Raw genomic sequence first — 26,555 nt, 5'->3', positions numbered from 1 at the left:
CGGGGCGCTCAGCCCGTCGCGTAACCCCCGTTGACGTCGACCACCGCACCCGTCATGTAGCTCGCCGCGGGCGAGGCCAGGAAGGCCGCCACGCGCGCGATCTCCTCGGGCCGCGCCAGGCGGCCGAGCGGGTTGTAGTCGTCGGAATACCCCTTGCCCACGATCATGTCCGTGTCCACCACGCCAGGAGCCACGGCGTTGGCGACGATCCCGTTGCGGGCCTCGGTTTTCGCGAGCCACTTCACCACCGCGTGGACCGCGCCCTTGCTGGCCACGTAGTGCGGGCCGGCGAGCACGCCGCCGACCTTGCCCGCCACCGAGCCGATGCAGACGACCCGCGCGTCGTGACCGCGCAGGAACGGCAGCGCGCCGCCGATGCACCACAGCGTGCCCTTGACGTTCACGCCGAGCACCGCGTCCACTTCGGACTCCGGCAGCTCGTCGAGCCGCATCGTCTCGCCGTAGACGGCCGCGCACGTCACCAAGGCGTCGAGCCGGTTGCCCGGCCCCGCCGCCTCGGCCATGGCCGAGGCGGCGGCGGTGCGGTCGGTGACGTCGAGGACCAGACCCCCGGCGGAACCGCCGGCCTCGGTGATCTCGGCGACGGTCGCGGCGGGATCCCGGGCGTCGAGCACCGTGACGTGGGCCCCGGCGAGCGCGAGCTCGACGGCGATCCGACTGCCGATCCCGCGCGCCGCACCGGTCACGACCGCACGCGCCCCGGCCAGGGATGCCGGGCCACGCGGGTCGAGAACTCCGTGGCTCACGCCGACTTCTGCTCGTGCGCCGCCAGTTCCTCCATCAGCACGGGGACCCCGAGGGTACAGGTGTGGATCCCGAGCACGCTCGTGAGCTCCAGCACCTCCATGATCTCCTCCTTGGTGGCCCCGTAGCCGAGGGCATTGCGGATGTGCTGGCGCAGCCCGGGCTCGTAGAGGTGCGTGGTGGAGGCGTCGATCGCGGTGTAGATCAGCTCCTTGACCTTCGGCTCCAGCACCCCCTTGCGCCACGGCACCGCCGAGAAGTTCAGGTACGCCTCGAAGAAGTCCGGGTCGAGGCTCAGCAGCCCTTCCCAGAACGTGTTCCAGTACCCGCGCTCGGCGAGGAACGTCTCCCGCAGCTTGTTCTGCCGGTCGACGTCCGTCCCGTTCTCGGACAACGGTTCCTCCCCTACTTCGCGGCCAGCTCGGCGCGGCGCTCGGCGGTGGCTTCCTGGTCGATCTTCAGGTTCTCCGGGTCGCCGTGCGGGTCGCCGGAGATCACCACGCCGTAGTCGCGGTACGCGCCCTCGATGGTCACGTACTCGTCGCGCACGTCGCGGCACACGCGCTCGGGATCGCGCTGCAGCGGTGAACCCCAGCCGCCGCCGCCGTTGGTGAGGTAGCGGAACACCGCGTTGGGCTTGGTGTGCCACACCGGGGTGCTGGCGAAGTAGAAGTACTCGCCGTTCGGGTCCACGGTCTTGGTCTTCGGGTCGAGCATCCCGGCGACGGGCGTCGCGCCCGAGTAGACCTCGGGTTCGGTGCCGATGAGGTCCTTGTCCTTCGTGACGTTCTTGTAGTCCGGGTGGAACACCCAGGTCGCGCCGAGCGCGCCGGCCTCACCGCCGTAGACGCCGACGCCACTCGCGGTTTTGGTGTGCAGCGGGCTCGACCAGTGTTCCGCGTCCGTCAGGTACAGCGTGTCCTTGAGCACGGCCGCGCCACCGCGGTTGTCGCCCGCGCCGCCGCTGTCCGGCGCGTACTCCTTGCGCAGCACCACGGCCGGCAGCTCGGACTCGATGGCTTCCGTGGCCGGGTCCAGGTTGTTGGCCTGGTAGACCACGGAGTAGCTGTCGGCGTCGCCGTCCTGCGTCGCGCCCCAAGGCCCGTGCTCGCCGCCGCACTGCGCGGTGGTGACCCACGGGGTGCCATCGGGCAGGACTCCGTTGGCGTTGTGGATGTTCAGCGAGCCGTAGTCGCCGCCGACGGCCTTGCGGCCCAGCGCCTTCTCCAGCGCGCGGAACACCGCGAGCAGTACCGGCCCGGTGCTTTCCCAGTACAGGAACACCGCGCCGTCCGGTGGCGTGGCGCTGATGAACGTGCCGGCCGGCAGGACGATGTCGATCGGCCGGTACGCGCCGGAGGTGAACGGCGTGGCCGGGTCGACGAGGAACTTCAACGCGACACCGACGGCGGTCTTCGTGTCGAGGATGCCGGCGTTGATCGACGTGCGCGCCTGCGGCGAGGTGCCCGAGAAATCGAGCTCCATCCGGTCGGCGGCCTTGGTGATCTTCAGCCGGATCTTGTACTCGACGGTGTCGTCGACGCCGTCGCAGTCGATGCCTTCCTCGGCCTCGTACACGCCGTCGGGCAGCTCGGCCAGCGCGGTGCTCATGGACTCGGCCGACACGTCGGTGGAGTAGCGGATCGCGCCGAGGTACGCGTCGACGCCGTAGCGCTCCACGCTCTCGTTGATCAGCTTCTCACCCAGCAGCAGGTTCTGGTAGATCGTCTTGATGTCGGGCAGCAGCAGCGCGCAGTAACGGGCGTTGTCGAAGATCAGGTTGAACGCCGACTTCACCGGCTTGTCTTTCTTGTACAGCTGCATCGGCGCGATCACGAGGCCGTTCTCGTACACGTTGCGCTTGGTGCCGGAGAAGCCCGCCGGGATCACGCCGCCCATGTCGAGCTGGTGCGCGCGCAGCGTGACGAGCGAGATCAGCTTGCCCTCGTGGAACACCGGGCGGATGAAGCAGATGTCGTTCACGTGGTTGCCCGCGCGGTACGGGTCGTTGCAGATCACCACGTCACCCGGTTCGAGGTTCTCCGGGCCGTACTCCTCGATGGTGTTGCGCACGGCCTCGGACATGGTGCCGAGGAACATCGCGAGGCTGTTGCTCACCGAGGACATCGGGTAGTTCTGTTCCGGCGGGCCGGAGATCGTCGCCGCGAAGTCGTACCAGTCACGCAGGATGAGCGAGAACGCGTTGTTGAGCAGGCCGGTGCACATGTGCTGCACGATGTAGCGCATGCGGCTCGACAGGACCGACGCGGTGAAGCGGTCGGAGCCGTACAGCTCGGCGAACTGGGCGTCGTCGAGGTCCTTCAGAGAGGTCATGGTTCACGCCTTCCGGATGCGCAGCTCGCCGTAGGTCCCGACGGTCGCGACCTGACCCGGGACGAGGAACGTGGTGGACAGCGGTTCGCGGACGACCGCGGGGCCGGGGACCTTGTCGCCGACGCGGAGGTCGGCGCGCTGGTACTCGCCGGCGTCGAGGACGTCGTCGGTGAGGTAGCGGATCTTCAGCGTGCGCGTCGGCTGCAGGGTGTCGCCCGACGCGCGCTCCGGGATCTTCGGGTACTCGACCTTGTCGGCCTTCGCGACGGCCTGGACGCGGTAGGTGACGCCCTGCACGGGCAGGGCCTCGAACTTGTTGCCCGAGCGCTCGGCGTAGGCCTCGTGGAAGTTCGCGACCATCGTGGCGACGGCCTCCGCGTCGATCGTGCCGGCGGGCACGCCGATGAACGGCGTTTCCCACGTCTGGCCGGCCAGCCGTCCGTCGAAGCTGCGGACGAACTCGATGTTGTCGCGGTCCTTCTCCTGCAGACGTTCGCGCAGCCGCTCCTCCATGGAGTGGTAGACCTTGTCGACCTGTTCGGCCGCCTCGGACGTGAGCAGCGTGTAGGCGCTGCGGCTGTCGGCGTAGACGAGGTCGGAGCTGACAAGGCCCAGCGCGGAGAACAGGCCCGGGTGCGGCGGCACGATGACCTCGGCCGCGTGCACCAGGTCGAGCACCGCGGGCAGCAGCATCGGGCCGGCCGCGCCGTAGGCGACGAGGCTGTAGTCGCGCGGGTCGACACCGTGCTGGATGGCGATGTTCACGACGCCCTCGGCGATGTTGTTCACGCCGATGTTGAACGCGTAGCTCACGCGCTGCTCGAACGACAGCTTCGAGTCGAGCGCCTCGAAGGCTTGCCGGGAGAGGTCCGGGTCGAGCTTCATGCGGCCACCGGCGAACCCGTCGGGGTCGATGATGCCCATCAGCAGGCAGGTGTCGGTGGTTGTCGGCTGCCGGCCGCCCAGGCCGTAGCAGGCCGGGCCGGGGTCGGCGCCCGCGCTGCCCGGGCCGACCTTCAGCTCGCCCGCCGGGTTGATCGTGACGAGGCTGCCGCCGCCGGCGCCGATGCTGGAGACCTCGTTGGACAGTGCGTTCACGATCAGGTCGTGTTCGAGTTCGAACGTCGTGTTCACGAACGGCTTGCCGTCGCTGACCATGCTGATGTCGCACGAGGTGCCGCCGACGTCCGCGCACAGCAGGTTGCCGGCGCCGATCAGGCCGCCGAAGTGGGCGCTGGACACGGTTCCCGCCGCGGGACCGGCGAACACGATGCGGAACGGGTGCTCCATCGCGACATCGGAGCGCACCAGCTGCGCGGCGCAGTCGGCGAAGTTGAGGTCTCCGGTGAAGCCGAGGTCGCGCAGGCCGGCGTCGAGGCGCTTGGTGTAGGCGTCGTAAGTCAGGCGCATGAAGACGTCGATGACCGTGGTCGACGCGCGCGCGAACTCCTTGGCGAGCGGGGAGACCTCACTGGAGATCGACACCGGGATGTCGCCGAGCTCCTCGTGCACGAGCTGGCGCAGGCGCTCTTCGTGATGGTTGTTCACGTATGCGTTGATGAGGCAGATGGCCACACCTTCGACGCCGCACTTGCGCAGCACCGCGAGCTCTTCGCGCGCGTGGTCCTCGTCGAGCTGGATCAGGATGCCGCCGTCGGCGGTCAGCCGCTCGCGGATGCCGCGCCGGAGGTACCGGGGCACGAGCGGCCGGTTCGCGTCGCCGTAGGAGCGGCGCCACGCCGGGTTCGTCAGGCCTTCGACCGGGCGCCAGGTGCGGCCGATGTCGAGGATGTCCCGGTGTCCCAGCGTGGTCAGGAAAGCGATCTTCGGCAGCCGCCGCGTGATGATCGCGTTGAGGCCGTGGGTGCTGGCGTGGTTGAAGACCGCGGACGCGCTCACGCCGACTTCTTCGGCACCGCGCAGCACACCGCGTTCGGTGGTGCGCACGTCCGTGGCGACCTTGACGGTCTTGATCTCGCCATCGGCGATCGCCACCACGTCCGTGAACGTGCCGCCGACGTCTACTCCGATCATGGAACTACCCGCCTTTCGGTGATTCGTGGTCAGTAAACGTCGAGGCCGTCGGAGGTGAGGATGATGGGACCGAGCAGCGGGCCGGTTTCACGGCTCACCGATTCGAGCGTTTTCTGGTGCTTGACGACGGTGAACCAACCGCCTTCCGAGAGCACCGGGTAGCGGCGGAAATCCGCTGCGGTGGAACCGGGGAAATCCCGCTCGAGGTTCACGCCGAGCGCCTGCAGATCGGCGTCGGTGACCTCTTCCCGGGCTACCGAAAGTCCTTCGGGGACGGATGATTCGACTGCGTCCATGGGCCATCACTCCGGTGTGTTGTGCCGCTGCCGAGTTTCGTGTACCAATCGGTCTAAGAAACCGTGATGGGAAGCACTGTAGGACCCTGATCGCGGCCTGACAAGCCCGGACCGGGTGAGGTGAGGAGCTTCAGTGATGACGGAACGGCTACACGTCGAAACCACCGGCCGGGTCGTGACGGTCCGCCTGGACCACCCGCCCCTCAACGCCTTCGACACCGAGATGCGCCACGCGCTGGCCGACACCGCGGCGCGCTTGGCGGACTCCGACGACGTCCACGCGGTGGTGCTCCACGGCGGCTCGCGGGTGTTCGCTGCGGGCGCGGACATCAAGCAGCTGGCCGGGTTCTCGTTCGAGGAGGTACTCGGCTGGAACCGCGCGCTGCAGAAGGCGTTCACCCGGTTCGCCGAACTCCCGATGCCGGTTGTCGCGGCGGTCAACGGATACGCCCTCGGCGGCGGCATGGAACTCGCGCTCGCGGCCGACTACCGCGTCGCGGCTCCCGACGCGGTGTTCGGCCAGCCGGAGGTGCTGCTCGGCATCATCCCGGGTTCCGGCGGCACGCAACGGCTGGCGCGCTTGATCGGTCCGGCGCGGGCGAAGGAGCTGCTGATGACCGGACGGCGGGTGCGTGCCCCGGAAGCGCTCTCCCTGGGGCTCGTGGATCGGATCGCTCCGGATCCCCTTGCCGCGGCTCTGGAGTACGCACAGGTTCTCGCGGCGGGACCCCGGTTCGCGATCCAGGCGGTGAAGGAGGCCGTGGACCACGGGCTGGATTCGTCGATCGCCGCGGGCCTGGCCCTGGAACGCTCGCTCATCGCCGGCCTGTTCGCCACGCGCGACCGCGACACCGGCATGGCGTCGTTCCTGCGCGACGGACCGGGCAAGGCCACGTTCGACCGTGACGCCTAGAGTGGTGTGTCTGCCAGCAGCGGAGGGGAAAAATGCCGAGACCACCGGGACACGGCCCCGGCTACGAGGTCAAGCGCCAGGAGATCATCGACCAGGCCGCCGCGCTGTTCGCCAAGCAGGGCTATGCCGCCACCGGGATCGCCGAGATCGGTCAGGTCGCGGGCCTCGCGAAGGGCGCGCTGTACTACTACATCGGGTCCAAGGAGAACCTCCTGGTCGAGATCCAGGACCGCGTGCTGCGCCCGCTGCTCACCGCAGCCCGCCGCATCGCCACCCTCGACGAGGACCCGGTCCTGCGGCTGCGCCTGCTGTCCGAGACGCTGCTCGACATCATCCTCGAGCGCCTCGACCACATCTGGGTGTACGAACACGACTACCGCCACCTGCGCGGCGCCAACCGCGCCCGCCTGCTGCGCCAGCGCCGCGAGTTCGAGCGCATCGTGCTGGAGCTGTTGACGGCCGCGATGGACACCGGCGCGTTCCGCCGGCTGGACCCGCGGCTGGCGATGCTGCAGTTCCTGAACTTGCACAACCACACCTACCAGTGGGCACGCCCGGACGGACCGTGGGACGCGGCGTTCCTGTCGCGGGAGTACTGCGCGACGTTGATCTCAGGGTTCTGCAGTCCGGGTTACGACGTGGCTGATCTGGAGGAACGGGTGGCCGCGTTCAGAGCGCGGGTGCCGGTCTGACCTGCTCGGTTCGCTCGGTCACGCGCGGGCGGGTGCCTCCTCATCCGGCCCCGCCGTGATCTGCAAGGCCTCGCGGACTTGCTGGCGCAGCCCGAGCAGCAGCACACCCAGGTAGCGCTGCTTCTTCACGGCCGCACCCAGGTCCCGCAGGCCCAGCGCGTAGTCGTGGCTCTGGCGGAACTCGAGGTAGACCTCGTCGGCCGCGGCGGCGAGAGCCTGCGGACCGAAGATCATCAGTCCGGACAGCACCTGCTGTACCTGCTCGTCGAGTGCGCGCAGTTCGTCGACGCCGGCCGGCTCGTGGCCGGCCTCGCGCGCCGCGACCGGCTTCTCCAGCGCGCGTTCCCAGTCGCGGAAGGCGGTGAGCACCGCGATGTGCACGTCGAAGCGCTTCTCGCGCCAGTGGGCGTCGAGGTCGCGCCGGCGTTCCCGCGCCCAGCGCTGGTCTTCGCGCACGGCTTCGCGCGCCCACCGGCGCTCCTCTCGCCAGACGTTGATCAGCTGACCGCTCACCACCCCCAGGATGCCGAGCACCGCGACGACGATCGGGACCCACACCGAGACCTGGCCGGACTCCATGCGGGCAGCGTAGTCACGCGCGGGCGGATTCCCGGACAGCGGCAACGATCCGTTCCTTCGACGGCAGCCACACCCGTTCCAGCGAAGGCGCATAAGGCGCCGGCGTCCCCGCCGCACCCACCCGGATCACGGGCGCGTCCAGCGTCCAGAAGCCCTCGCGGGCGGCCACGGCTGCCAGCTCGGCGCCCACGCCGAAGTCGCCGACCGCCTGGTGTGCCACCACAAGCCGGCCCGTCTTGGCCAGCGACTGCAGGACCGTGGCGGTGTCCAGCGGTGCGATGGTCCGCAGGTCGATCACCTCGACGCTGATCCCCTCGGCCGCCAGCTCCTCAGCCACGTCGACACAGTCGTGCACCAGCTTCGAGTAGGACACCAGCGTCACGTCTGTTCCCGGTCGGCGGATGGCGGCGCGGCCCAGCGGAACCAGGTGCGTGGGCGGTGGCTGCGGTCCCTTTCGCCCGTACATCAGGCGGTTCTCCACGAACACCACCGGATTCGGATCGCGAATGGCGGCCCGCAGGAGGCCGTACGTGTCCGCAGGCGTCGACGGCATCACCACGGTCAGGCCGGGAATGTGCGCGAGCAGCGCCTCCAGGCTCTGCGAATGCTGGCTCCCCGACGACTTCCCCGCGCCGAACTGCGTGCGCACGACCATGGGCAGGCTGACGGCGCCGCCGGTCATGAAGCGGAGCTTCGCGGCCTGGTTCATGAGCTGGTCGAGGCACACGCCGACGAAGTCGAAGTACATCAGCTCCACCACGGGCCGCAGCCCGGCCATCGCGGCGCCCACGCCGGCGCCGATGATGGCGCTTTCCGAGATCGGCGTGTCACGCACGCGGCCGGGGTACTTCTCGGCGAGTCCCCTGGTCAGGCCGAAGACGTTGCCGCCGGCGCCGACGTCGATGCCCGCCAGGAACACCGACTCGTCGTGAGACAGCTCGTACTCCAGCGCCCCGCGGATCGCGTCCATGGTCCGGAAGATCTCGCCCGTCGCCTCGGCCGGCTCCGGCACGGGCTCCCGCGGCACGCCGACGTAGTGGTGCAGCGTGTCCGGCGACGGTTCGGCCGCGGCGCGCGCGGCCTCGACCGCCGCCTCGATCCGGGCGTCCACCTCGGAATCGATCGGGGCGACGTCCGTGCCCAGCTCACGCAGCCGCGCCGCCAGCCGCACCAGCGGGTCGCGTTCCTTCCACTCCGCCAGCTCCTCCGGCTCCCGGTACTTCTCCGGGTCGCCCTCGTAGTGGCCGTGCCAGCGGTACGTGTCGGCCTCGACCAGCACGGGCCCGCCGCCCTCACGCAGCTCGCGCACCAAACCGTCGACGAGCGAGGCAACGGCGGCGACGTCGTTGCCGTCCACGTGGTGGTAGTCCATCGCGTACCCCGGCGCGCGATCTTCGAGCGAAGCGCGCGTCTGCGTGGCGATCGGCGAGAATTCGGCGTACTTGTTGTTCTCGCAGAAGAAGATGACCGGAAGCCGCCACACCGAAGCGAGGTTCGCCGCTTCGTGGAACATGCCCTGGGCCACGGCGCCGTCGCCGAAGAACGCCAGCACCACACCGCCCTGGGCACGCAGCTGCGCGGCCGTACCCGCGCCGACGGCGATCGGCAGCCCCGCGGCGACGATCCCGTTGGCCCCGAAGATCCCCTTGCGCGGGTCGGCGATGTGCATCGACCCGCCGCGGCCCCGGCACGTGCCGGTCTCCTTGCCCATCAGCTCCGCGAACATGCCCTCGACGTCGAGGCCTTTCGCGATGCAGTGGCCGTGCCCGCGGTGTGTGGACGTGATCACGTCGCGGTCGTCCAGCGGCCGGCACGCGCCGACGGCCGAGGCTTCCTGCCCGATGGACAGGTGCAGGAAGCCGGGGATCTCGTTGTTCCGGTACAGCCTCGACGCCCGGTCCTCGAACTGCCGGATCAGCCGCATCCGCCGGTACATCTCGGCCAATGCGCTCGGGTCACCGTCGAATGCCGTTGCCAGGTCGCTCACCCGGGTGGAAGTCATCACGCTCCTGCCCTTGCCGTTCACCGGTTTTCTCCCCGGCCCTTGACATCGCGCCGGGAACCACGATTCTTGTACCGACTGTTCGAAAAAACAACTCCAGTTCGGAGGTGGTCGCGTGCACGCGCTGCGCTGGCACGCCAAGGGCGAGCTGCGCCTCGACGACGTGCCGGAACCGCCGGCACCGGCGCCGGGTCAAGCGGTGATCGCCGTGTCGTACTGCGGCATCTGCGGCACCGACCTGCACGAGTTCGCGCACGGCCCCAATCTCATCCGCACGGGGCCACACCCGTTGACCGGCCTCGAACCGCCGTTCACCCTCGGCCACGAGATGAGCGGCACGGTCCTGGCGCTCGGTTCCGACGTGCCCGGTGTGAACGTCGGCACACGCGTGGCCGTCGACCCGTGCCTGCGCTGCGGCGTGTGCCGCTGGTGCACCCACGGCGAGTACCACATCTGCGCCAAGGGCGGCTCGATCGGCCTCGCCGCCGACGGCGGGTTCGCGTCGAAGGTGACCGTGCCCGTCGAGGGCCTCGTGCCGATCCCCGACGGTGTCTCCGACGAGCTGGCCGCCCTGGCCGAGCCGCTCGCCGTGGGCCTGCACGCCATCCGCCGCGCCGGCGTCCAGCCGGGTGACCACGTCCTGTTGCTCGGCGCGGGTCCGATCGGGATCGCCGCGCTGCTGGCCGCGAAGCTCGCGGGCGCCGCGGGCCTGTATGTGAGCGAGCCCGTGCCCGACCGCGCGCGCAAGGCCGCCGAGATCGGCGCGACCGAGGTCTACGACCCGGCGAAGACCGACGTGCGGCGTGAGGTCTTCCTGCGCACCGGCCGCGTCGGGCCCGACGTGGTGGTGGAGGCGACCGGCCGTCCGGAGCTGGTGGAGCTGGCCGTGAACACCGTGCGCCGGGGCGGGCGCGCGGTGCTGTGCGGGATCAGCGGTGCGAGCGCGTCCTTGCCGATCACGCAGATCGTGCCGTTCGAGCGCACGGTGCTGGGCTCGCTGGGCTACAACTTCGACATCCCGCGCGTGCTCGACCTCATGGCCACCGGCCGGCTCGACGCGACGCCGATGCTCACCGGGGTGCGGCCGCTCTCGGCCGGGCGCGACGCGTTCGCCGAGCTCGAAGCCGACCGCGGCAGCCACCTCAAGATCCTGCTGAAGCCGGAGGAGCACTGATGGACTTCGACCTGCCCGAGGAAACCGTCGCACTGAAGCAGCTCTGCCGGGATTTCGCCGCGAAGGAGATCGCGCCGTACGCCGCAGATTGGTCCGAGCGCAGCCACTTCCCCACGGAGGTGTTCCACGACCTGGGCAAGCTCGGGCTGATGGGCATGCTCGTGGACGAAAAGTACGGCGGTGCCGACGCCGGCTTCGTGTCCTATGTGGCCGCGATGGAGGAGCTGGGCGCGGCCGACCAGTCGATCGCGTCGGCGTGGAACGCGCACTCGACGATCGCGACGCTGCCGCTCGCCACGTTCGGCACCCACGAGCAGAAGGAACGCTGGCTGCGGCCGCTCGCCTCGGGAGAAGCGATCGGTGCCTTCGGCCTCACCGAACCCACGGCCGGCTCGGACGCGGCCGGTATCCGCACGCGCGCGCGACAAGCCGACGGCGGCTGGCTGCTCGACGGCACGAAGATGTTCATCAGCAACGCCGGCACCGAGATGAGCCTCGGCGTCACCGTGCTGGCCCTCACCGGCGAGAACGACGGCGGTGCGAAGCGCTACGGCACCTTCTTCATTCCCGAAGGCACCCCCGGCTACACCAAGGGACAGCCGCTGAAGAAGCTCGGCTGGCACGCGCTCGACACGCGTGAGCTCGTGTTCTCCGGCTGCTGGGTGCCCGACGACCACCTGATCGGCGAGGAGGGCAACGGCCTGCGCCAGTTCCTGGAAGTCCTCGACGGCGGGCGCATCAGCGTGGCCGCGCTGTCGTTGTCGCTGGCGCAGAAGGCCCTCGACCTCGCGGTGCGCCACGCGGGCGAACGCGAGCAGTTCGGCCAGCCGCTCACGCGGTTCCAGGCCGTGGGGCACAAGCTCGCGGACATGGCCACGGAGATCGCGGCGGCGCGCTGGCTCGTGTACAACGCGGCGTGGCTCGGCGACCAGGGCCGGCCGTTCAGCACGGCGGCCGCGATGGCGAAGCTGTACGCGTCGGAGGTCGCGAACCGCGCCGCCAGCCAGAGCGTGCAGATCCACGGCGGCTACGGCTTCATCCGCGAGTCCACCATCTCGCGCTTCTACGCCGACGCGAAGATCCTCGAAATCGGCGAAGGCACGAGTGAGGTGCAGCGCAACGTCATCGCCCGGGCTCTGGCGCGCGGCACCGCTTGACCTGCAGCTCGATGCCGTCGAGCAGCCGGTCGAGGCCGAACTCCCAAGCCTCGGCCGCCTGCTCGCCCGCGCCCTGGTCGAAGCCGCCGCCGAGCCACGCGCGGTTCATCGCCGGGTGCGCGGTCAGGTCGAAGTACTTGCCCCAGAAGGAAGAACGCTGGTCCCACCACGCGTCGTTCGACTGGCCGGTACTGCGTTCGAGGTGGATGCTCTCGGCTTCGAGCGCCGCGTTGGCGTCCACGTAGGCCGTGATGCTGTTCGCGGCGGCCACGGTTTCGCGCGGCGCGAGCCCCAGACCGTCCACGGTGGACAGCACGTACTCCTGGCCGGCGAGCTGACCCGGGCCGAGCGCAGGGCGCACTCGCGACATCTCGCGCAGCCACGGGTGGCGGCGGTGGGCTTCGCGCGTGCGCTCGGAGTAGAGCCGGATCTGCGCGCGCCAGTCGCCCGTCCGGGGCTGCCCGGGGCCGGGCAGGCCGCGCTCGACGAGGACGTCGTCCACCATCAGGTCGACGAGCTCGGTCTTGCCGGGCACGTACGTGTAGAGCGTCATGGTCCCGGCGCCGAGCTCCTTGGCGACCCGGTGCATCGACGTGGCCACAAGCCCGTCGGCGTCGGCGACCGTGATGGCCGCGGCCACGATCTGCCCGACGGTGAGCGTCGGCCGGCGCCCGCGCGCGGGTTCGGCCGCGGGCGTGGAACGTTCGCGCCACAGCAACGCGAGCGTGCGGTCGATCTGCTCAGCCTCCGCGGCGCGTTCGTCGCTGTTCTGCTCGACGGTCATCGTCGCAGCCCCCTCCCCTGCCCCGGCGGTGATCGGTTGCCGGGGATCCTACCTGCCGGTTCGGGACCTTCGACCCATCCGCGAGGCTCCGGTCGCGGCTACGCTGGGTGGGGATCGGAGGTGTTGGAGTGACCGAGCGCAAACCCCCCGGCGTGTCCTTCGGCTCGTGGGTCGACCGCCTGATCAACGCCGCCCAGTCGCGCGGCGAGTTCGACGACCTGCCCGGCGCCGGCAAGCCGCTGCCACCCGCAACGGGGCGCGACGCCGCCACGGACTGGGCCCTGCGCCGCGCCCGCGAAGGCGACCTGGACACGGGCTCGTTCCTGCCGCCGTCACTCGCGATCCCGCGCGAGATCCAGGACCTGCCGGCGAAACTCGCCTCGGTGCGCACCGAGAAGCGCGTGCGCGAGATCGTGGAAGACCTCAACGAACGCATCCGCGAAACGCACCGCCGGCCGCAGGAAGGCCCGCCGTTGCGCGCGATGCCGTTGGACGTCGACGAGATCGTGGAGAGCTGGCGCGTCACCCGGTGAACGCCGTGAGCGGCGCCAGCGGCAGCGTGATCGACGACGCGGGCGTCTTGACCTGGTAGATGCCGCCGAGCAGGCGGGGCAGCTGGGTGAGCGTCGGCGTGAGGTGCGGGGTGTCGGCCGTCGTCAGCACCACGCGGATCCGGTGCCCGGCCGCGAGCTGCGCGAAGGTGGGGAACACCTCCACGTCGTAACGCGTGATTTCGTTGGGTACCACCCACTTCTCCGACTGGCGCGTGTACGGGTGGTAGGGCATCAGGAGCTTCCCGTCGGGGCTGTACCAGCTGCGCGACGTGTCGGTTTCCCGCTGCGAACCGACCAGCGCGCCTTCGGTGAGCGGCTTGGACGAACCGTCCGGGCCGACGTCGGTCACGGTCACCACCCACATCGTGTCCAGGGTGTTGGCCTGCGCTGAGATCGACGCGGTGATCGGCCCGGCGAGCACGCTCGGCTGTGTCAGCGGCGCGGACGTGTAGACGAGCGAGCCGGGACCGTGTTCGCGGTCGAGGTTCGTGGTGTCGCACGCGGGGTTCGGCAGGAATCCGCCCAGCCACTGGGCGGTGGACCGCGTGCAGGTGCTCGACGTCGGCGTCCAGGTGATCCAGTCGGTGCCGCTGCCCGAGGGCGGGCTGGTCGTCAGCGTGCCGTCGTTGGCCGACCGCGGTGCGGTGCCGGTGCGTCCGCCGCCGAGGTAGTAGGTGGTGGCTTGTGCGCCGGCGAACGGGTACGTCGTGGTGTCGACCCAGTTGTCGGTGCCGAACACGTTGGCGTGCAAGGGTTTCGTGGTGTCGGTGATCCCGGTGTCGACGCCCTTGAGCCAGTGGTCGTACCAGGCCAGCTCGATCGGGTGCAGGTCGATGTCGCCGGTCGGATCGTGGTACCACGGGCCCATCATGAGCTGGTAGCGGCTGGTCGCCGTCTGGCCGGCGGCCATCGGCGCGTTCACGGGACGGCCGGCCCACGCGTTCTGCAGCGCCGCGTAGTTCATCAGGGCACCGCGCTGGAAGAGGTCGTTCCAGCCGCCGACGAGGTACGCGGGGATGCCGTTCGCGACGACGTCGCCCAGCACGTTGGCGGGGTTGCGCGACTGCCAGTAGTCCTCGTCGAACGCCTGCTCGCCGCCGGTGAACTCGCCCGTGAGCAGGGGCAACGTGCCCGCGCCGAGGCCGCCGAGGTGCTGCAGATCGGTGGTCAGCGCCGCCAGCAGTGCGGCCGGTGAACCGCTGTTCAGTGCGTCGAGCACGGGCTGGGTGACCGTGCGCAGACCGGTGAGCAGCTCCCACAGCGGCATGAACTCGGCGTTGGGCAACCCGCCCATCGCGGCGAGGTCGCGGTAGAGGTCGTTGCCCGCGACCACGGGGAAGATCGCCTTGAGCGGTGAGCCAGGGCCGACGGCGGCCGCGGTTGTCAGCTGGTTGATGCCGACGTAGGAGCCGCCGTTGAGGCCGACGTCGCCGTCGCTGCCGGGCAGCGCCGCGGCCCACCGGACCAGGGCGGCGCCGTCCTGGCGTTCGATCGGCGCGAACGGCACCCACTGCCCGCCCGAACCGCCGGTGCCGCGCACGTCGGAGATCACGGCGACATACCCGCGCTGGACGAAGTAAGACAGGTCTTCGTGCAGGTCAGCGCGACCATACGGCGTCTGCGCGAGCAGCACCGGGTACGTGCCGGGCGCGTCGGGGCGCAGGACGTCGGCCTTGATCACGGTGCCGTCCGCCATGGTGACCGGCACATCGTTCGTCTCGGTCACGGCGAACTGGGCCGGGCCCGGTAACCAGGTGGCCGCTTGTGCCGGGGAGACGAGCTGGGTCAGGAAGAGGACGAGCAGGCCGAAGAACGCCGTCGAACGCCGCATGCGGCCAGTCAACGCCGGCGCCCGTCGACGGGGCACCGCCGCCGGGGTGAGCCGTCGTCGACCGATCGTGGGCGGCAGTTTTCCCGCCAGGGCAACGGATCCGATGCTTTTCACCCGACCGCACCCGCCGTCGACCGGCGGGCATCCGGTCGAGCACCCGTCGAGCACCTGTCGAACCCGCCGCCTGTCGGCTGCAAACTGTTGACAGCAGACAGGCAGCTACCTATCGTTCTCGCATCCGAGTCCCCCCGGTTCTGCCTGGAAGGCGGAAATCATGGAAAACCGCACGTCAGCGGTCGGCGTCGCCGCCCCCGCAGGCCCGGCGAGCATCGACCGCCGGGTCGTGGCCGCCGGGTTGGTCGGCTCGATCGTCGAGTACTTCGACTTCGGCATCTACGGCTACCTCGCGACCGTGCTCGCCGTCGTCTTCTTCGCCTCCGGCGCCGACCCCACCGCGTCCCTGCTGGCCACGCTCGCGACCTTCGCCGCCGCGTTCGCGCTGCGTCCGCTGGGCGGCCTGATCTTCGGTCACCTCGGCGACCGACTCGGCCGCAAGCGCATGCTGGCCACCACAGTGCTCGCCATGTGCGCCGCGACGTTCGCCGTCGGCATGCTCCCCACGTACGCGGCGATCGGCAGCGCGGCCGCGTTCCTGCTGGTCACGGCCCGGTGCGTGCAGGGTGTCGCGGCCGGCGGCGAGGTCGGCGGTGCCGCGTCCTACGTCGCCGAATACGCCCCGGCCCACCGCCGCGGCTTCCTCTGCTCCACCGTCCAGTTCGGCGCACTCGGCGGCGCACTGCTCGCGTCCGCCGTGGTCACGACGCTGACGACCGTGCTCACCAAGCAGCAGATGACCGACTGGGGCTGGCGCCTGCCGTTCCTGCTCAGCCTGCCGCTGGGCGCGGTCGGCGTGTGGATCCGGCTCAAGCTCGAAGACTCGAAGCAGTTCCACAACCTGGCTGCCCAGGGTGAGGTCGCGAAGGCGCCGGTGCGCGAGCTGTTCGCTTCGCACCGCGGGGCACTGGTGCGCACGCTCGGCCTGTCGATCCTGCTGTTCGCCCTCTACTACGTGGTCTACGTGTACGCGTCGATCCACCTGCAGCGCGTGGGCGGGTTCAGCCCGAAGCAGGCCTTCTGGTCGACCACGGTCACGCTGATCGTCTCGTGCGCGGCCATGCCGTTCTTCGGCGCGCTGTCGGACCGGATCGGGCGACGCCCGATGTTCCTCGGCGCGACGATCGCGACGCTGATCCTCACCGTGCCGGTGTTCATGGTGATGAACGCGGGTCACTACGTGCCGGCTCTGTTCGCCCAGATCGTGCTGGGGCTGCCCGAATCCGCGCTGATGGCGGTGGCGTTCTCGACGTTCGCGGAGCTGTTCACCACCCGCGTGCGCTACAGCGGCATCGCGCTCGGGTTCAACCTGGCCAGCACGGCCGTGGGCGGCACCGCGCCCTACATCTGCACCTGGCTGATCGCCCGCACCGGCAGCAGCCTGGCCCCGGCCGGTTTCCTCCTCGTGACAGCGTTGATCACACTTGCGGCAGCAGTGCGGATGAAGGAGACCCGCGGCACCGCGCTGCGTGACAGCTGAACCACGACAACCGAAGAAGGCAGGACATGGCGACACCGCCCCCTCTGGAACGACGCACCGACACCTACGCCGGCCGCAGCCTCGACGTGCTGCGCGGCATGGTGCGCGACGGGCAGTTGCAGCCCGGGCAGCGGCTCAACGAGGTCGAGCTCGCCCGCGCGCTCGGCATCAGCCGGGGTCCGCTGCGCGAGGCGATCCAGCGGCTGGCCAGTGAGGGCCTGCTCAACGTCGTGCCCCACCGCGGTGCCTACGTGCGCACGTTCGACGCCGACGAGCTGCGCGATCTCTACGAGCTGCGCACCGCGTTGGAGACCCACGCCGTGCGGCTCGCGGCCCGGCGCGCGGACAACGAGGACCTGCGGGACCTCGACGACCTTCTGCGGGCCACCGAAGAGGTCCTGGAGTCCGATGTGGACACCGCGTACCCGGGCGAGTTCGACTTCCACCACCGCGTGGTCGCGCTGTCGGGCAACCAGTCCATCCTGCGCGCCTTCGCCGACGCCAACAACCAGATCCAGCTGGCCCGGTCGCGTTCCGGTCGCCAGCCGCGCCGGGCCCGCGACGCGTTCAAGGAGCACCGCGAGGTCCTGCGCGCGCTGGCCGCCGGCGACGCCGACGTGGCCGCGCGCCTGATGGACGAGCACCTGCAGCATTCGCTCGAAAATGCCCTGTCCCTGTTCGAAAACACCGTGCCCGACAGCCCGAAGGGGCTGGCGGGGCGGGGAGAAGACGAGGAGTTGTAAGCCCTGTGACAAGCTCTCTGGGTGCCCGGTTGCGCGAGCGGGTGGCGGCACGCGACCAGGCGCCGTTGCTCCTGGCGGGTGCGCCCAACGCGCTCACCGCCCGGGTCGCGGAAGAGACCGGGTTCGAAGCCGTCTACCTCTCCGGTGCCGGGATCACCAACACCTACCTCGGTGCCCCCGACGTCGGCCTGCTGTCCCTGCCCGAGCTGGCCGGCCACGTCGAGGCCACGCGTGACGCGGTGTCCCTGCCGCTCGTGGTCGACGCCGACACCGGCTTCGGCAACGCGCTCGGCGTGCAGCGCACCGTGCGCACGCTCGAACGCGCCGGCGCCACCGCGATCCAGCTCGAAGACCAGGTCTCCCCCAAGCGGTGCGGCCACTTCACCGGCAAAGAGGTGATCGAAGCGTCGGAGATGGTCGGGAAGATCCAGGCCGCCGTCGACGCTCGTGCCACCGAGGACTTCCTGATCGTGGCGCGCACCGACGCGCGCGCGGTGGTGGGACTCACCGCCGCGTGCGAGCGCGCGAACCTCTACCGCGAAGCCGGCGCCGACATCCTGTTCGTCGAAGCGCCCGGTTCGCCGGAGGAGCTGGCCGAGATCACCCGCACCGTGCCCGGCCCGCACATCGCCAACATGGTCGAGGGCGGGCTCACGCCCATCCTGCCGCTGGAAGAGCTGCGCACGCTGGGCTTCTCGGTCGCCCTCTACGCCAACACGGCCATGCGCGGCGCCGTCGCGGGGATGCGGATCGCGTTGCGCCACCTCAAGGAACACGGCGACACCACCGAGATCGGCGACAAGATCATCAGCTGGGCCGACCGGCAGAACCTGGTGCGCAAGCCGCTGTTCGACGCCCTCGACGAGAAGTACGCGGGAAGGACCACCGAATGAAGCCCTACGATCTGCGACTCCACGGCGGCCGGGTCGTGCTGCCCGGCACCGGCCTGAGCGAGGTCGACGTGTGCGTGCGCGACGGGAAGATCGCCGCGATCTGCTCGCCGTCCGACGAACTGCCCGCCACCGAGACCGTCGACGTCACCGGCCGCTGGGTCCTGCCCGGCGCCATCGACGCCCACGTGCACCTTGGCCAGGACCTCTCCGTGCCCAAGACCGTGGAGGACGCCGCACTCGAGACGGCTTCGGCCGCGGCGGGCGGCGTCACCACGATGCTGGCGTACCTGATGAGCCCGCGGCCCTACGACGAGCTGTTCCCGGCCGCGCGCGACCTGATGGCCGAGCACGCGCACACCGACTTCGGCTTCCACTTCTGCGTGGTGACGCCCGAGCACGTCGAGTCCATCGGGCACTACACGCGTGACCTCGGTGTGTCGAGCTTCAAGGTGTTCACCAACTTCCGTGGCAACGAGGGCGCGTACCTCAACCTGCCCGGCAACGACGACTCGTTCCTGTTCGACGCGCTGCAGGCCGCCGCCGACTCCGGCGCGATGATCGCGCAGCACGCCGAGAACATCGAGCTCGTGTGGCGGCTGCGCGAGCGGCTGAGCAAGGACCCCGACGCCGGCCTGGACGCGTGGCACGCCGTGCGTCCGCCGTATGTGGAGGCCGAGGCCGAGGGGCGGGTCGCGTACCTCGCGAGCGTGGTCGGCGCGTCCAGCTATGCGGTGCACGTGACGAGCCGGGAAGCGCTTTCGGCGTTGGAGCGCCAGCGGGCCGAGTACCCCGACGTGTTCGTGGAGACGTGCCCGCACTACCTCACGCTCGGCATCGACTCCGGGCTCGGCTCGCGCGGCAAGGTGAACCCGCCGCTGCGTACGCGTGACGACCGCGAAGCGTTGTGGGAAGCCGTGGCCGACGGCCGCGTCGACGTGATCGGCTCCGACCACGTGCCGCGGCATTTCAGCGCGAAGGACAAGGACCTGTGGAGCGCTTCGGCCGGTTTCCCCGGCACCGGAACGCTTTTGCCGCTGCTGCTGAGTGAAGGTCACTTCAACCGGGGCATTCCGGTGGAGCGGCTCGTCGACCTCACGGCCACGCGTCCGGCGCGGCTGTTCGGCCTGTGGCCGCGCAAGGGCGCGATCCGGATCGGCGCGGACGCCGATTTCGCTGTCATCGACCCGAACCGGCCGAGCACGGTCGCCGCGGCGACGCAGCATTCCGGTGCCGAGTACTCGGTGTGGGAGGGCTGGGAGTCGAAGGTGAGCGTGCAGCACACCATTCTCGGCGGCGAGTTCACCGTGCGCGACGGTGAGGTGCAGGGTCCGCGCGGGCAGTTCCTGTCCCGGCGCAACAGCGGGCGTGCCGCGCTGGCTGCCAGTGCGAAGCAGGAGGTTTCGGCGTGAGCGACCGTCCGTGGTCCGACGTGATCACCGCCGACGACGAAGCCCGCTACGAAGCCGCGGGGTTCGGCAAGCCCGCCGGCCTCGGCGAGCGGCCGGCGTTGCTGATCATCGACGTGCAGTACCGCACCGTCGGGAACTCGCCGAAGCCGTTCTTCGAGTCGGTGGCCGAGGACTACCGCACGAGCTGCGGCCAGGCCGGCTGGGACGCGGTGGCGAACATCAGCCGGCTGCTGACGACGTTCCGGGCTCGGGGCTGGCCGGTTCTCTACCCTTATGTGGCCCCGAAAGCCTCGTACGACTCGGGTCGGCTGGGGGCGAAGGTGCCGTCCATCATGGACGTTCCTTCGCAGGGATATGAGTTCGTGGCCGAGGTCGCGCCGGCCGAGGGTGACGTGCTGCTGCCGAAGCGGCACCCGAGCGCGTTCTTCGGGACGCCGCTGGTCAGCTACTTGATCGACCGGGCCGTGGACACACTCGTGGTCACCGGCTGCACCACCAGCGGCTGCGTGCGATCCAGTGTGGTCGATGCGTTCGCGTACAACTTCCGCGTCGCCGTCCCGCACGACGCCGTGTACGACCGCACGCCGACCGTGCACCAGGCCAACTTGTTCGACATGGCGCAGAAGTACGCGGACGTCGCCAGCACGGACCGGATCCTCGCGGCCCTTTCGGAGGTCTCGGCGTGACCGACGTCGACGTGATCGTGGTCGGGGCCGGCGGTGGCGGGCTCACCGCCGCCCTGGCGGCCCACGACGCCGGCGCCAGCGTGGTCGTGTTGGAGAAGGCGGAGCACGCGGGCGGGAACACCGCGTTGTCCACGGGCTCCGTGCCGGGCGCGGGCACGCGCTTCCAGGCCGCGGCGGGCATCGACGACTCCGCCGCCCGCCTCGCGACGGACCTGCTGGCCCAGTCGGGCAGCCACGACGCCGACGACCTCGCCCGCCTGCTCGCCGCCGGTTCGGCCGGGCTGGTGGAGTGGCTGATCGACACGCACGGCGTCGACCTGCGCCTGATCACCGACTACAAGCACGTCGGCCACTCCGTGCCCCGGCTGCACGCGCCGCCTTCGCGCAAGGGCCGCGACCTCGTCGCCGACCTGCTCGGCGCGGTGCGGGCGACGGACACCGAGGTGCTCGTGCACACGCCGGTGGCCGCGTTGCTCTACGACGAGGGCCGGGTCACGGGCGTGCGGGTCTCCGGGCCGCGCAGTGGCACCTACGAGATCACCTCCCACGCCGTCGTGTTGGCCGGCAACGGCTTCGCGGCCAACCGCGCCCTCCTGCGCGAGTGGGCCCCGGCGATCGCCGGCTTCGAGTACTTCGGCGCGCACGGCAGCACGGGCGAGTCGCTGCAGTGGGCCCTCGACCTGGGCGCCCGGCTGGGCAACCCGACGGCGTACCAAGGATACGCGGCCGTCGCGTATCCCCACGGCTCCATCACCTCGTGGACGACGGTGGAGATGGGCGGCGTGCTCGTGAATGGCGCCGGCCGGCGCTTCGGCGACGAATCCCGCGGCTACTCCGGCTACGCCGACGCCGTGCTCGGCACTCCCGGCCCGTGGCACGTCGTGTTCGACACGAAGATCCGCGACTACGTGGCGAGCCACGAGGAGGAGTTCGCGGAACTCGTCGCCATGGGCGGCGCGCGGGAGTGCGCGTCGGTGGAGGAACTGGCCACCTTCTGCGGCGTCTCCCCTTCGGCCCTCTCCACCACCCTGGCCTCCGCCGCGACGGTGGCCTCCGGCGACGACAAGGACGAGTGGGGCCGCACGGACTGGGGCTTCGGCCCGCTGCACGCGCCCTACGTGGCCGTCCGGTCGGTGCCCGGTCTCTTCCACACCCAGGGCGGGCTGCTCGTCGACGGGCACGCCCGGCCGACCACCGACACCGGCCCCATCCCGGGCCTCTACGCCGTCGGCGGCGTCGCCACCGGCATCAGCGGCCACACCGGCGGCGCCGGCTACAGCTCCGGCAACGGCCTCCTGGCCGCCCTCGGCCTCGGCCACCTCGCCGGCACCCACGCCGGCTCCCTCCTGCGATGAGGAGTTCGCCTGCCTTCCCTCCCCACCGCTCGGCCTGCCCCTGCTGACACCGCCCCGGAGCGAGCGATGGCCCGGGACCTGCTCGGTACTCCCGTGTGGACAGTGCGGCCGGGCCCAAGTGTCCACAAGAGAGTGTCCGCGCCAGGACCTAAGTGACCCAGCGCCATTCGTGGCGGCCGGGGGTGAGTATTTCTGTGGCGAGGTGAGCTTGGGTGGCCGAGACGAAACCGGCGAGATAGGCGAGGCCGGCGGCGGTGATGATGTCGATGGTGCCGTTGCGGAGGGCAGTGAGAGTGGTCGGCAGATGTGACGCGAGGGCGGCGTGAAGAGCCGTGACGGCTTCGGTTTCGGTATGGGACAGGGCCAGACGGCGGGAGATCTCGGTGGCTGTGTGAGCAGTGGAGGACTTCATGCCAAAAACTGTATCGAACACCTGATCGACAACGCAGTCGCTGAATCGGGTGGTCTCGGCGCGGGTCACTGAATCAGCAGCGACGGCGATCGCGCAGTCGACTCTCACGACTGCCCTGACTCGGCCCACCGACACGGTTCGAGTAGCGGGGTCCTCCGACACGGCCCGCTCGCCCGCTCGCCCAACCCGGCTCGCTCGACCAACCCGGCTCTGGCTGCCAGCTCGGTCAAGCCGAATCGTTCGGCTCGCGGTCCTCCGGCTCGGTTCCGCCAACGGACTCAGCTCGACTCGCCTCGGCTACCGCACTCGGCAGGCCCGGCTCGATTCGGCCCGCCCGGCCGGGCTCCGTTCGACTTCCGGATCCACTGAGCCAAGCCTGCCCCAGGTCGAGCCGAGGCCGGCCGGCCTCGGCTCGACTGCCTCGGCTCAGTTCGACTCCGGCTCGGCCACAGGACTCGACCGACCTGGTTCGGTTCGACTCAACCAGCTCGACTCGGCCAGCTCGACCCGGTTCCGCTCGACTCGACCAGCTCAGCTCGGCGACTCGAAGCAGCCCTAACAGCCCATTGGGCCGTTAGCTTCAAGAGTCCGGCTACTCTGGGTAGACCATGTCGAAGGGATGGCGACCGTGATGCGTCGGGTTCGTCGGGCGGCCGCCCTGGTTGTTGCGTTGCTGTTGTTGTTCGGGGAGCCCTGGTCGGTGTTCGTGTTGTTGCCGGGGTGGCCGGTGGCGGGGACCGTCGCGGGGACGGTGGTGTTCGCGGGCGCGATGGTGGCGTTCCCGGTGCTGATGTTCCAGGGCCACGGGCCGAGGCAGAGCGATGCGGCGGCGCGGGCCGGGGACGTCATGCTGGGCACCGCCTGGGTGCTGTTCACCTGGAGCGTCCTCGGGCACGTGTTGCGGCTGGCGCTGCTGGTCGCGGGTGTCGACGACCCCGCGCGGCCGCGGATCGTGGCGGCGGCGAGCCTGGTGGTGTCGGTGGTGTTGCTCGTGGTCGGCAACCGGATCGCGATGCGGGTGCCGCCGGTGAAGGAAGTGGACGTGGTGATCCCGCGGCTGGGCGCGGGCGTCGACGGGCTGCGCGTCGCGGTCATCACCGACACGCACTACGGCCCCCTCGACCGCACCAAGTGGTCGGAGAAGCTGGTCGCCGAGGTGAACCGGCTGCAGGCAGACGTCGTCTGCCACGCGGGCGACCTCGCCGACGGGTCGGTCGCCAAGCGCCGCAAGCAGGTCGACCCGCTGGGCGGCGTGCAGGCCGGCCTCGGCCGTTTCTACATCACCGGCAACCACGAGTACTTCGGCGAAGCCCAGGCCTGGCTCGACCACATGGCGAGCCTCGGCTGGGACACCCTCCACAACCGCAGCACCCTCGTCGAACGCGGCGGCGACCGCATCCTCTTCGCCGGCATCGACGACCCCACCGGCGCGGCCTCCGGGCTGCCCGGCCACGGCCCCGACCTGCCCGCCGCCCTCGCCGGCGCGGATCCGGACGTCCCCGTCGTCCTCCTCGCCCACCAGCCCAAGCAGGTCAAACAGGCCCGCGAAGCCGGCGTCGACCTGCAGATCTCCGGTCACACCCACGGCGGCCAGATCTGGCCGTTCCACCTGCTCGTCCGCCTCGACCAGCCCACCCTCTCCGGCCTCACGCCCCACGGCCCCCGCACCCAGCTCTACAACAGCCGCGGCTCCGGCTTCTGGGGCCCTCCGTTCCGCGTGTTCGCCCCCAACGAGATCAGCCTCCTCACCCTCCGCCGCGCCGCCTGACCTGGGCACCACCGGCCCTCGACCGCCCGGCCTGACGCGAGCAACGACAGGCCGGGCGAGCGCTTCGAAGCGACCCGGCCAGGCCCGCCGTCGACGACCTCAACCCGGCCACCACGCCTGACCTGAGCACGGCCGACCGACTGGCCTGACGCGAGCAACAGCAGGCCGGGCAAGTGTTTCCGCGCGACCCAGCGATCCGCCGCGCCGCCCGACCGGCCCCGCTCGCCCAAAAACTGGCCTGACCCCAACCCGGCCACCACGCCTGACCTGAGCACCGCCGACCCCCGACCTCCCGGCCCGACTCGATCACCGACAGGCCCGGCGAGAGCTTCGGCGCGCCGCACGCGACCTCGTCACGCTCAACCCCGGCGCTTTTCGCCTGAAATCACCAACGCCGACCCCCACCGCACCTCTTTCAGCTCGCCCAACCGACTAATTTTTTTGTCTTGACGACAACAACGATCGGTGACAGTCTTCTCCCCAAGCGACCAACCGAGGAGTCCCCACCAAGCGCACCATCAACCACTGAAGGAGGCAAAACCCATGCCCACCACCGCTTCCGCCGACGGCACCACCCTCGGCTACACCCGCGTCGGCACCGGGCCGTCGCTCGTGCTCGTCGACGGGGCGATGTGTTACCGCGGCTCGACGCCCAACGACGCCATCGCGAAGGAACTCGCCGGCCGCTTCACCGTCTTCACCTTCGACCGCCGCGGCCGGGGCGAAAGCGGGAACACGCTGCCCTACGACGTGGAGCGCGAGGTGGAAGACGTCGCCGCCGTCGTCAAGGAGGCGGGTGGCGAAGCCGGCCTCTTCGGGATCTCCTCGGGAGCCGTGCTCGCGCTCGAAGCAGCACAGCGCGGGGTGCCGACGAACAAACTCGCCGTGTACGAGCCGCCGTTCGTCGTCGACGGGTCGCGCAAGCCCCTCGAACGCGACTACACCGAGAAGCTCGAGCAGGCCGTCAAAGGCGACAACCGAGCGGAAGCCGTCCGCCTCTTCATGCGCGTCGGCGTCGAACTGCCCGCGCCCATGGTCGCGATGATGCGCATCATGCCCGCGTGGCCGAAGCTCAAGCGCGTGGCCCACACGCTCCCCTACGACAACGCCCTGATGGACGGCAACCAAGCCGGCCGGCCGCTCCCCGAAGGACGCTGGTCAGGCATCGCCGCGCCCACACTCGTCATCGACGGTGGCAAGAGTCCCCAGTGGATGCGCGCCGGCGTCTCGCAACTCGCCCGTACCCTGCCGGGCGCCACCTACCGCACTCTCCCGGGCCAGGCCCACCTCGTGAAGGCCAAGGCGCTCGCCCCCGTGCTTGCGGAGTTCTTCACACCTCGCTGACACCGCGAACGGCCGTACGGCAAGCTGACCGGGTGGCCACGCGAGCGCTGATCTTCGACTTCGACGGAACGCTGGCCGACACGGAAGCCGCGGTGCTGCAGTCGTGGCAGGAGATGTTCCGCGACCACGGCACGGAGCTCCCGCTGGAGGTCTGGCACACCGTGATCGGCACGCAGAACACGGCCGCCACGATGTTCGAGCTGCTGGCCGAGCGCGTCGCGAACATCGACCCCGAGCAGCTGCGTCCGGGGATGCGCGCCCGCGTCCACCAGCTGCTGGAAGCCGAAGGCCCGCGCGAGGGCGTGCTCGGCTACCTCGACGAAGCCGCGAGCCGGAACCTCAAGCTCGGCGTCGCGTCCAGCTCCTCGGGCACCTGGGTCCACGGCCAGCTCGCCCGCCTCGGCCTCGCCGAACGGTTCGGATCCGTCGAGACCGGCGACCGCCACGCCGCCAAACCGCGCCCCGACACCTATCTCGCCGCGCTGGCCACGCTCGACGTCCCGGCCGACCAGGCCATCGCCTTCGAGGACTCGCCCCACGGCGTCAGCGCCGCCAAGGCCGCGGGCATTCCGACGGTCGCCGTGCCGAACGCCATCACCACCGTGCTCGACTTCGGTCACGCCGACCTGGTGCTGCCGTCGTTCACGGCCAAACCGCTGGCCGAGGTCCTCGACCTCCTGGGCTAGACCAATTCGGACAGCCGGTCGAGGAACGCCCGCTGCCCCTTCACGAGCTTCACCCGCGCGTCGTCCAGCCCGAACCACTCGACGCGGTCCACCTCCGGGAACTCCTGCTTGCGCCCCGAGCGCGGCGGCCACTCCAGCTCGAACGTCCCCGGCACGACCGCCGCCGGGGCCAGGTCCGCCTCCACGGCCCACGCCGTGACGACCTTCCCCGACTGCCGCACGTCACCCAGCGCGAGCCACTCTCCGTCGGGCGCGGGCAGGCCGAGCTCCTCCGCGAACTCGCGCCGGGCGGCGGCCACCGGCTCCTCGCCGTCCTCGAGCTCGCCCTTGGGCAGCGACCATGCGGCCTCGTGCTTCTTTGCCCAGAACGGCCCGCCCATGTGCGCGAGCAGCACCTCGACCTCGTCGCGCCGGCGGAAGAGCAGCAGCCCAGCGCTGTGTTTGGCAGCCATCGCGACAGTCTGCCGGAACCCCTCCGAAAAAAGTTTCCGCACCCGTGTCGATCCGCGTCGAGCCGGTTCGACGCATCGGCAAAAGGGAAAAACACTCG

The 26,555-nt window shown here is 70.4% G+C and carries 25 protein-coding genes; 14 read left to right on the top strand and 11 right to left on the bottom strand.

Annotated elements, in window-relative coordinates; genetic code table 11:
* Positions 1 to 8: 8 nt before the first annotated feature.
* The 5 genes from AB0H62_RS33390 to AB0H62_RS33370 are packed head-to-tail and all read right to left on the bottom strand — an operon-like array spanning position 9 to position 5,429.
* Positions 9 to 767 carry an SDR family oxidoreductase gene (locus tag AB0H62_RS33390; protein ID WP_360590523.1) on the bottom strand — a complete coding sequence of 253 codons (759 nt, stop codon included), beginning with the start codon at positions 765 to 767 and terminating at the stop codon, positions 9 to 11.
* The gene (locus AB0H62_RS33385; protein WP_220243675.1) at positions 764 to 1,159 is read right to left on the bottom strand and encodes a carboxymuconolactone decarboxylase family protein; all 396 of its coding nucleotides are present in this window, start codon (positions 1,157 to 1,159) and stop codon (positions 764 to 766) included. Before AB0H62_RS33385 ends, AB0H62_RS33390 begins: the two co-directional genes overlap by 4 nt.
* Before the next feature lie 11 nt (positions 1,160 to 1,170).
* Complete coding sequence (locus AB0H62_RS33380; protein WP_360590521.1) at positions 1,171 to 3,099, bottom strand: hydantoinase B/oxoprolinase family protein; 1,929 nt, start codon at positions 3,097 to 3,099, stop codon at positions 1,171 to 1,173.
* Positions 3,100 to 3,102: 3 nt separating this feature from the next.
* Entirely contained in the window at positions 3,103 to 5,133 is a 2,031-nt protein-coding gene (locus AB0H62_RS33375; protein WP_220243677.1) for a hydantoinase/oxoprolinase family protein, read from the bottom strand.
* 29 nt (positions 5,134 to 5,162) lie between these two features.
* Positions 5,163 to 5,429: a hypothetical protein gene (locus AB0H62_RS33370; RefSeq protein ID WP_360590520.1), complete on the bottom strand. Its 267-nt coding sequence runs from the start codon at positions 5,427 to 5,429 to the stop codon at positions 5,163 to 5,165.
* Between the two features lie 136 nt (positions 5,430 to 5,565).
* Between AB0H62_RS33370 and AB0H62_RS33365 the strand changes: the two genes are divergently transcribed.
* A complete protein-coding gene (locus tag AB0H62_RS33365) occupies positions 5,566 to 6,342 on the top strand; it encodes an enoyl-CoA hydratase-related protein (protein ID WP_360590519.1) in 777 nt (258 codons plus the stop codon).
* Between the two features lie 32 nt (positions 6,343 to 6,374).
* The gene (locus AB0H62_RS33360; protein ID WP_220243680.1) at positions 6,375 to 7,034 is read left to right on the top strand and encodes a TetR/AcrR family transcriptional regulator; all 660 of its coding nucleotides are present in this window, start codon (positions 6,375 to 6,377) and stop codon (positions 7,032 to 7,034) included.
* A gap of 18 nt (positions 7,035 to 7,052) precedes the next feature.
* Here the strand turns inward: AB0H62_RS33360 and AB0H62_RS33355 are convergent, their stop codons facing one another.
* Both AB0H62_RS33355 and AB0H62_RS33350 read right to left on the bottom strand, forming a co-directional pair.
* Positions 7,053 to 7,613 (bottom strand): hypothetical protein, encoded by a 561-nt coding sequence (locus AB0H62_RS33355; RefSeq protein ID WP_220243681.1) that lies wholly within the window; start codon positions 7,611 to 7,613, stop codon positions 7,053 to 7,055.
* Positions 7,614 to 7,626: 13 nt separating this feature from the next.
* A complete protein-coding gene (locus AB0H62_RS33350) occupies positions 7,627 to 9,615 on the bottom strand; it encodes a dehydrogenase E1 component subunit alpha/beta (protein ID WP_360590516.1) in 1,989 nt (662 codons plus the stop codon).
* Positions 9,616 to 9,730: 115 nt separating this feature from the next.
* Here AB0H62_RS33350 and AB0H62_RS33345 point away from each other — a divergent pair, with 115 nt between their 5' ends.
* Positions 9,731 to 10,789, top strand: coding sequence for an alcohol dehydrogenase catalytic domain-containing protein (locus AB0H62_RS33345; protein WP_220243683.1), 1,059 nt, complete (start codon positions 9,731 to 9,733; stop codon positions 10,787 to 10,789).
* Positions 10,789 to 11,946, top strand: coding sequence for an acyl-CoA dehydrogenase family protein (locus AB0H62_RS33340; RefSeq protein WP_220243684.1), 1,158 nt, complete (start codon positions 10,789 to 10,791; stop codon positions 11,944 to 11,946). The genes AB0H62_RS33345 and AB0H62_RS33340 overlap by 1 nt, the downstream gene beginning before the upstream one ends.
* On the opposite strand, the gene AB0H62_RS33335 is transcribed toward AB0H62_RS33340, so the two are convergent.
* Positions 11,912 to 12,730, bottom strand: a complete 819-nt coding sequence (locus AB0H62_RS33335; RefSeq protein WP_220243685.1) for a TetR/AcrR family transcriptional regulator — start codon at positions 12,728 to 12,730, stop codon at positions 11,912 to 11,914. The two genes, AB0H62_RS33340 and AB0H62_RS33335, sit on opposite strands and share 35 nt — an antisense overlap.
* A gap of 128 nt (positions 12,731 to 12,858) precedes the next feature.
* On the opposite strand from AB0H62_RS33335, the gene AB0H62_RS33330 reads away from it, so the two are divergent.
* Positions 12,859 to 13,263 (top strand): DUF1992 domain-containing protein, encoded by a 405-nt coding sequence (locus tag AB0H62_RS33330; protein WP_220243686.1) that lies wholly within the window; start codon positions 12,859 to 12,861, stop codon positions 13,261 to 13,263.
* Here the strand turns inward: AB0H62_RS33330 and AB0H62_RS33325 are convergent.
* Entirely contained in the window at positions 13,253 to 15,115 is a 1,863-nt protein-coding gene (locus AB0H62_RS33325; protein WP_220243687.1) for a CocE/NonD family hydrolase, read from the bottom strand. The two genes, AB0H62_RS33330 and AB0H62_RS33325, sit on opposite strands and share 11 nt — an antisense overlap.
* 274 nt (positions 15,116 to 15,389) lie before the next feature.
* Here AB0H62_RS33325 and AB0H62_RS33320 point away from each other — a divergent pair, with 274 nt between their 5' ends.
* Genes AB0H62_RS33320 through AB0H62_RS33295 form a run of 6 tightly spaced genes read left to right on the top strand, consistent with a single transcriptional unit; the run spans position 15,390 to position 21,795 of the window.
* A complete protein-coding gene (locus tag AB0H62_RS33320; RefSeq protein WP_220243688.1) occupies positions 15,390 to 16,709 on the top strand; it encodes an MFS transporter in 1,320 nt (439 codons plus the stop codon).
* A 26-nt stretch (positions 16,710 to 16,735) separates the two neighbouring features.
* Positions 16,736 to 17,452 carry a GntR family transcriptional regulator gene (locus AB0H62_RS33315; protein WP_220243689.1) on the top strand — a complete coding sequence of 239 codons (717 nt, stop codon included), beginning with the start codon at positions 16,736 to 16,738 and terminating at the stop codon, positions 17,450 to 17,452.
* Positions 17,453 to 17,457: 5 nt separating this feature from the next.
* Complete coding sequence (locus AB0H62_RS33310; RefSeq protein ID WP_220243690.1) at positions 17,458 to 18,345, top strand: oxaloacetate decarboxylase; 888 nt, start codon at positions 17,458 to 17,460, stop codon at positions 18,343 to 18,345.
* Positions 18,342 to 19,754 (top strand): amidohydrolase family protein, encoded by a 1,413-nt coding sequence (locus tag AB0H62_RS33305; protein WP_360590512.1) that lies wholly within the window; start codon positions 18,342 to 18,344, stop codon positions 19,752 to 19,754. The genes AB0H62_RS33310 and AB0H62_RS33305 overlap by 4 nt, the downstream gene beginning before the upstream one ends.
* Complete coding sequence (locus tag AB0H62_RS33300) at positions 19,751 to 20,440, top strand: isochorismatase family protein (RefSeq protein WP_220243692.1); 690 nt, start codon at positions 19,751 to 19,753, stop codon at positions 20,438 to 20,440. Before AB0H62_RS33305 ends, AB0H62_RS33300 begins: the two co-directional genes overlap by 4 nt.
* Positions 20,437 to 21,795 carry an FAD-dependent oxidoreductase gene (locus tag AB0H62_RS33295; RefSeq protein WP_360590510.1) on the top strand — a complete coding sequence of 453 codons (1,359 nt, stop codon included), beginning with the start codon at positions 20,437 to 20,439 and terminating at the stop codon, positions 21,793 to 21,795. Before AB0H62_RS33300 ends, AB0H62_RS33295 begins: the two co-directional genes overlap by 4 nt.
* A 148-nt stretch (positions 21,796 to 21,943) precedes the next feature.
* Here the strand turns inward: AB0H62_RS33295 and AB0H62_RS33290 are convergent, their stop codons facing one another.
* Entirely contained in the window at positions 21,944 to 22,276 is a 333-nt protein-coding gene (locus tag AB0H62_RS33290) for a hypothetical protein (RefSeq protein WP_220243694.1), read from the bottom strand.
* Between the two features lie 562 nt (positions 22,277 to 22,838).
* On the opposite strand from AB0H62_RS33290, the gene AB0H62_RS33285 reads away from it, so the two are divergent.
* From AB0H62_RS33285 to AB0H62_RS33275, 3 genes are all read left to right on the top strand, one after another.
* Positions 22,839 to 23,975, top strand: a complete 1,137-nt coding sequence (locus AB0H62_RS33285) for a metallophosphoesterase (RefSeq protein ID WP_220243695.1) — start codon at positions 22,839 to 22,841, stop codon at positions 23,973 to 23,975.
* A gap of 543 nt (positions 23,976 to 24,518) precedes the next feature.
* Positions 24,519 to 25,319, top strand: a complete 801-nt coding sequence (locus AB0H62_RS33280; RefSeq protein WP_360590507.1) for an alpha/beta hydrolase — start codon at positions 24,519 to 24,521, stop codon at positions 25,317 to 25,319.
* A gap of 32 nt (positions 25,320 to 25,351) precedes the next feature.
* Positions 25,352 to 26,005: an HAD-IA family hydrolase gene (locus AB0H62_RS33275; RefSeq protein WP_354872339.1), complete on the top strand. Its 654-nt coding sequence runs from the start codon at positions 25,352 to 25,354 to the stop codon at positions 26,003 to 26,005.
* Here AB0H62_RS33275 and AB0H62_RS33270 read toward each other — a convergent pair.
* On the bottom strand, positions 26,002 to 26,457 hold the full coding sequence (locus AB0H62_RS33270) for an NUDIX domain-containing protein (protein ID WP_360590505.1): 456 nt from the start codon (positions 26,455 to 26,457) through the stop codon (positions 26,002 to 26,004). The two genes, AB0H62_RS33275 and AB0H62_RS33270, sit on opposite strands and share 4 nt — an antisense overlap.
* Between the last annotated feature and the right edge of the window lie 98 nt (positions 26,458 to 26,555).

Source organism: Amycolatopsis sp. NPDC050768, from assembly GCF_040654155.1.
In the GTDB taxonomy this organism is placed as follows: Bacteria; Actinomycetota; Actinomycetes; order Mycobacteriales; family Pseudonocardiaceae; genus Amycolatopsis.
This window is presented reverse-complemented; position numbering and strand designations above follow the sequence as displayed.